The sequence below is a fragment of the Rubrivirga sp. genome (assembly GCF_049648075.1).
Taxonomy (GTDB): Bacteria; Bacteroidota; Rhodothermia; order Rhodothermales; family Rubricoccaceae; genus Rubrivirga.
Genome location: NZ_JBARYR010000459.1, coordinates 1 through 3,997, shown reverse-complemented (window position 1 = coordinate 3,997; position 3,997 = coordinate 1). Strand labels below are relative to the sequence as shown.

Annotated in this window: 5 protein-coding genes and 1 pseudogene; 5 read left to right on the top strand and 1 reads right to left on the bottom strand. The window is 70.3% G+C overall.

What is annotated here, in order from left to right; all coding sequences use genetic code 11:
• From WBA11_RS13140 to WBA11_RS13125, 4 genes and pseudogenes are all read left to right on the top strand, one after another.
• Nucleotides 1-289, top strand: a pseudogene (locus WBA11_RS13140) (cytochrome C oxidase Cbb3); the annotation flags it as partial.
• A gap of 70 nt (nucleotides 290-359) precedes the next feature.
• Nucleotides 360-1,151, top strand: coding sequence for a cytochrome-c oxidase, cbb3-type subunit II (gene ccoO / locus WBA11_RS13135; RefSeq protein WP_424521127.1), 792 nt, complete (start codon nucleotides 360-362; stop codon nucleotides 1,149-1,151).
• A gap of 12 nt (nucleotides 1,152-1,163) precedes the next feature.
• Nucleotides 1,164-1,367: a hypothetical protein gene (locus WBA11_RS13130; RefSeq protein WP_424521126.1), complete on the top strand. Its 204-nt coding sequence runs from the start codon at nucleotides 1,164-1,166 to the stop codon at nucleotides 1,365-1,367.
• Nucleotides 1,360-2,079: a cbb3-type cytochrome c oxidase N-terminal domain-containing protein gene (locus tag WBA11_RS13125; protein ID WP_424521125.1), complete on the top strand. Its 720-nt coding sequence runs from the start codon at nucleotides 1,360-1,362 to the stop codon at nucleotides 2,077-2,079. The genes WBA11_RS13130 and WBA11_RS13125 overlap by 8 nt, the downstream gene beginning before the upstream one ends.
• Nucleotides 2,080-2,140: 61 nt before the next feature.
• Here WBA11_RS13125 and WBA11_RS13120 read toward each other — a convergent pair whose 3' ends face one another.
• Nucleotides 2,141-2,533, bottom strand: coding sequence for a hypothetical protein (locus tag WBA11_RS13120; protein ID WP_424521124.1), 393 nt, complete (start codon nucleotides 2,531-2,533; stop codon nucleotides 2,141-2,143).
• Between the two features lie 56 nt (nucleotides 2,534-2,589).
• Here WBA11_RS13120 and ccoG point away from each other — a divergent pair.
• On the top strand, nucleotides 2,590-3,997 hold a 1,408-nt coding region (ccoG, locus tag WBA11_RS13115), incomplete at its 3' end, for a cytochrome c oxidase accessory protein CcoG (RefSeq protein WP_424521123.1).

The following is a 3,997-nucleotide window of genomic DNA, read 5'->3' as shown; positions in this document are numbered from 1 at the left end:
GGCGATGTACACGTCCGGCATCACACAGGGCTTGATGTGGCGAGCCTTCGACGACGCCGGCCGCCTGCTCTACCCCGACTTCGTCGAGACCGTGATCCAGGTCCGCCCGATGTACTGGGTCCGCTTGATCGGTGGCTCGATGTACCTGCTGGGCGTGGTGCTGATGATGTGGAACCTGTTCGAGACCATCCGACGCGCCCCGAAGGACCTGCCCGATCCGGCCGTCGCAGTCCCGCGCCTCGGCGCCTCGGGCGACGGTCAGAACACGCCCGCCCCGGCCCTCGCCTAGCTCTGTGCCCACGACCACCCCGCCTGCGGTGCCGGCCTCGAGGACGACGCCTACCCCCTCCGCCTGACTCATGTCCCGCTTCCTCCGCACCCACGGCCTCCACCGGCGCCTCGAGGGCTGGCCCCTCGTGTTCACCGTCCTGACGGTGCTCGCCATCTCGGTGGGCACCATCGTCGAGTTCGCGCCCATCTTCCTGGTCGGCGGCGCCGTCGAGCCGATGGAGACGCTCGAGCCGTACACGCCGCTCGAGCTGGTCGGCCGCGACATGTACATCGCCGAGGGCTGCAACAACTGCCACAGCCAGCAGGTGCGCCCGTTCCAAGACGAGGTGATGCGCTACGGACCCGTCTCGACCGTCGAGGAGGGCGCCTACGAGACGCCGCACCTGTGGGGCTCCAAGCGGACCGGCCCGGACCTGGCGCGCGTCGGCGGCAAATACCCGCACCTGTGGCACGTCCGCCACATGGAGCAGCCGCGGAGCACGAGCCCGAACTCGATCATGCCGCCGTACGCCCATATGCTCACGACGCGGCTCGACCTCGAGGACGTGACGCAGCGGATGCGCGGGCTCCGGCGCCTGGGTATCCCGTACTCGGACGCCGACCTCGAGGGCGCCGTCGGGCTCGCCCAGGCCCAGGCCGACTCGATCGCGGCCGAGGTCGTGCGCCAGGGCGGTCCCGACCGACTGGCGGACAAAGAGATCATCGCGATGGTCGCCTACCTCCAGCGGCTCGGCGTCGACCGCGCCCGCGAGGTCAGCCGCGACCTCGAGCGGGCCGAGCCCGACCTCGAGTTGCACGAGCAACGCGAGCGCCAGCAGATCCTGAACGACACCGCCGTCGTCGCCCAGCGCTCCTTCTAGCCCACCGCCGCCATGTGGAAAGAGACCATCCGAGCCTTGCAGACCGGCGCCCTGGCCGAGGTCGCCGTCGTGGCCTTCTTCGTCGCCTTCCTATGCGTCGTGGGCTACGCCTTCACGATGTCGAAGCGGACGCGTGAAGAGATCAAGCGTCAGCCGCTCGACGATGCCCCCGAGTTCTTCCCCCGCGACGACCGACCGGACGCCGACCATGCCTGAGACGCCCCGTACCCCCAAACGCCCCGGCCCCGACATCCCCACCGTCGCCGTCGGCGACAACGCGCCGGACGAGACCGCGCCCGATCCCGACTCCCCGCTCCGCGACCCGGACGCCCCGACGCTGCCCGAGGTCGCCGTCGGCGAAGGGACCGTGGACCGGGTGATCCAGGGACACACCTACGACGGCATCCGCGAGTACGACAACCCGATGCCGGGCTGGTGGGTCGCGCTGTTCTGGGCCGGGATCGTGTTCGCACCGATCTACGCGCTGGGCGTCCACGCCTTCGACTGGATCGACGACTACGGCGACGACTTCGCGGAGTCGGGCGAGCGCCTCGAGGAGGTCCGCGCGCTCTACGCCGCCACCGGGCCGAGCTTCAAGACGGACCCCGGCGCGCTGAGGGAGTACGCCGGCGACGCCGAGATGGCCCAGGCCGGCGTCGTCCACTTTGCCGCGATCTGTGCCGCGTGCCACGGCGACAACGGCGAGGGCACCATCGGCCCCAACCTGACCGACGAGTTCTGGATCCACGGCGCCGACCCAGAGCAGCTGTGGACCTCGATCTCGGAAGGCTTCCCCGCGCAGGGGATGCCACCGATGAGCGCCCAACTCGGCGAGCAAGAGCGGGCCGAAGTGCTCGCCTACGTCGTCTCGCTCCAGGGCACGGACCCGCCGAACGCCAAGGCGCCCGAAGGCGAGCCGGCGCTATGACGCCAAGGGCGCGTCCTCGAGGGCGCCGTCCGGTCCCGTCCTCGAGGTCGGCACGGACGTTTCATGACCACGCCTGATTGGTGCTCGTATAGCTAGGCACCATCGAGGTCGGGTGGCCGTCGGCCTTTGCCAGGCGTGGGTTGGCTCCGTCGACCTCGAGGTCGACGCTCTTCACTGAGCGTGCCGAGGCCATGTGCTGCGCCCAACTTTGGACGAGTCCCGTCCTCGAGGTCGACACTCGGGATCCCGCGTACGCGGGGACGACGGTTCGGGGGTGGAAGCCCTGACGGAGCGCAAAGCCGACGTGACGTCCTCGAGGCCGCCGCTCCTCCTTGACGAGTCCAGCGAGGCCCTGTGCCGACCTCGAGGACGCGCTCGCCCCGGAGGCGGTAGTCGTGTAGGGGATTCCCCGGCACGCCGTGTCGGGGTGAGACGGCGTGTCCTCACTCGCCACGCCCGCGCTGTCCGGGTGCCCGGCTCGGGAGCTTGGCGTTCAGACTCCCGACACCCGTGACCGCCTTCGTCTCGGCCGACGACGTCGGCATCCTCGACTCGCCCGACGACGTCCTGTCGACGTTGCGCGCCGACGGCTCGCGCCGGTGGCTCTACCCGACGCCCTCGAAGGGCCGCTTCTGGCGTCGGCGCCAGGTCGTCGGGTGGGCACTGATCGCGTTCTTCGTCTCGCTGCCCATCGTCCAGATCGGCGGGAAGCCGGCCGTTCTGCTGGACCTGGCGGCGCGCGAGTTCACGTTCTTCGGGTTCACGTTCTACCCGACCGACACCTTCCTGTTGTTGCTGGTCGGCTTGGGCATCCTGGTGTCCGTCGCGCTGGTGACGGCGCTCCTAGGCCGCGTGTGGTGCGGGTGGGGCTGCCCGCAGACGGTGTACCTCGAGTTCGTCTACCGACCGATCGAGCGGTTCGTCGAGGGCGCCGAGCACGTTCGCGCGCGGCGCGACGCCGGCCCGTGGACGACGGACAAGGCCCTGCGGAAAGCGGCGAAGTGGGGCATCTATATCATCCTGTCTGCCCTGCTGGCCCACACGTTCACGGCTTACTTCGTGGGCTGGGACCGCTTGCTCACCTGGATGACCGGCCCGCCGACCGAGCACTGGGGCTACTTCGTGCTCGCCACGCTGACGACCGGCCTGGTCCTGTTCGACTTCGGCATCTTTCGGGAGCAGATGTGCACCATCACGTGCCCCTACGGCCGCTTCCAGTCGATCCTACTCGATCCGGACTCGCTGATCGTGTCCTACGACCCCAACCGGGGCGAGCCGCGCGCTCGGCGGGGCAGGAAGGCGATCGCCGAAGAGCACGCCGGCGACCGGCCGCCGGTGGGCGACTGCGTCGACTGCGGCGCGTGCGTGCGGACGTGCCCGACGGGCATCGACATCCGCGACGGGTTGCAGATGGAGTGCATCGCGTGCACCCAGTGCATCGACGCGTGCGACGACATCATGGACGCCGTCGACCTGCCTCGAGGGCTGATCCGGTACACGTCCGAGCGCGCCCTCGAGGGCGCGCCCACGCGGGCCGTGCGGGGGCGGACCGTCGCCTACGGCGTGCTCTTGGTGGCTGTGACCGCCGTGTTTACGATCGCGCTCACGACGCGCCACGCCTACGACGTTGACCTGGTGCGGGCCGTCGGGCAGCCGTTCATCGAGACGGCCGATGGGCAGGTGGCGAACCGCTTGCGCCTGCGCGTGCGCAACCAGACCGCGACCGACGCCTCGTTCCGGGCGGAGCTGGTGCTGCCCGAGGGCGGGACGTTGCGCATCGGTGCGACGCCTCCTGTCGCGGTCGCGTCGCGCGGTCAGGTCCGCATCGAGGGCGCGATCACCGTCCCGCGCGCGGCCTTCGGAGGGGCCGCACAGGTCCCCGCCGTCGTCCGCCTGACGTTCGAGGACGGAACCCTCG

Coding starts and splice junctions, on each gene's coding strand:
- ccoO (WP_424521127.1), top strand. CDS start 360: ATGTCCCGCTTCCTCCGCACCCACGGCCTCCACCGGCGCCTCGAGGGC.
- WBA11_RS13130 (WP_424521126.1), top strand. CDS start 1,164: ATGTGGAAAGAGACCATCCGAGCCTTGCAGACCGGCGCCCTGGCCGAG.
- WBA11_RS13125 (WP_424521125.1), top strand. CDS start 1,360: ATGCCTGAGACGCCCCGTACCCCCAAACGCCCCGGCCCCGACATCCCC.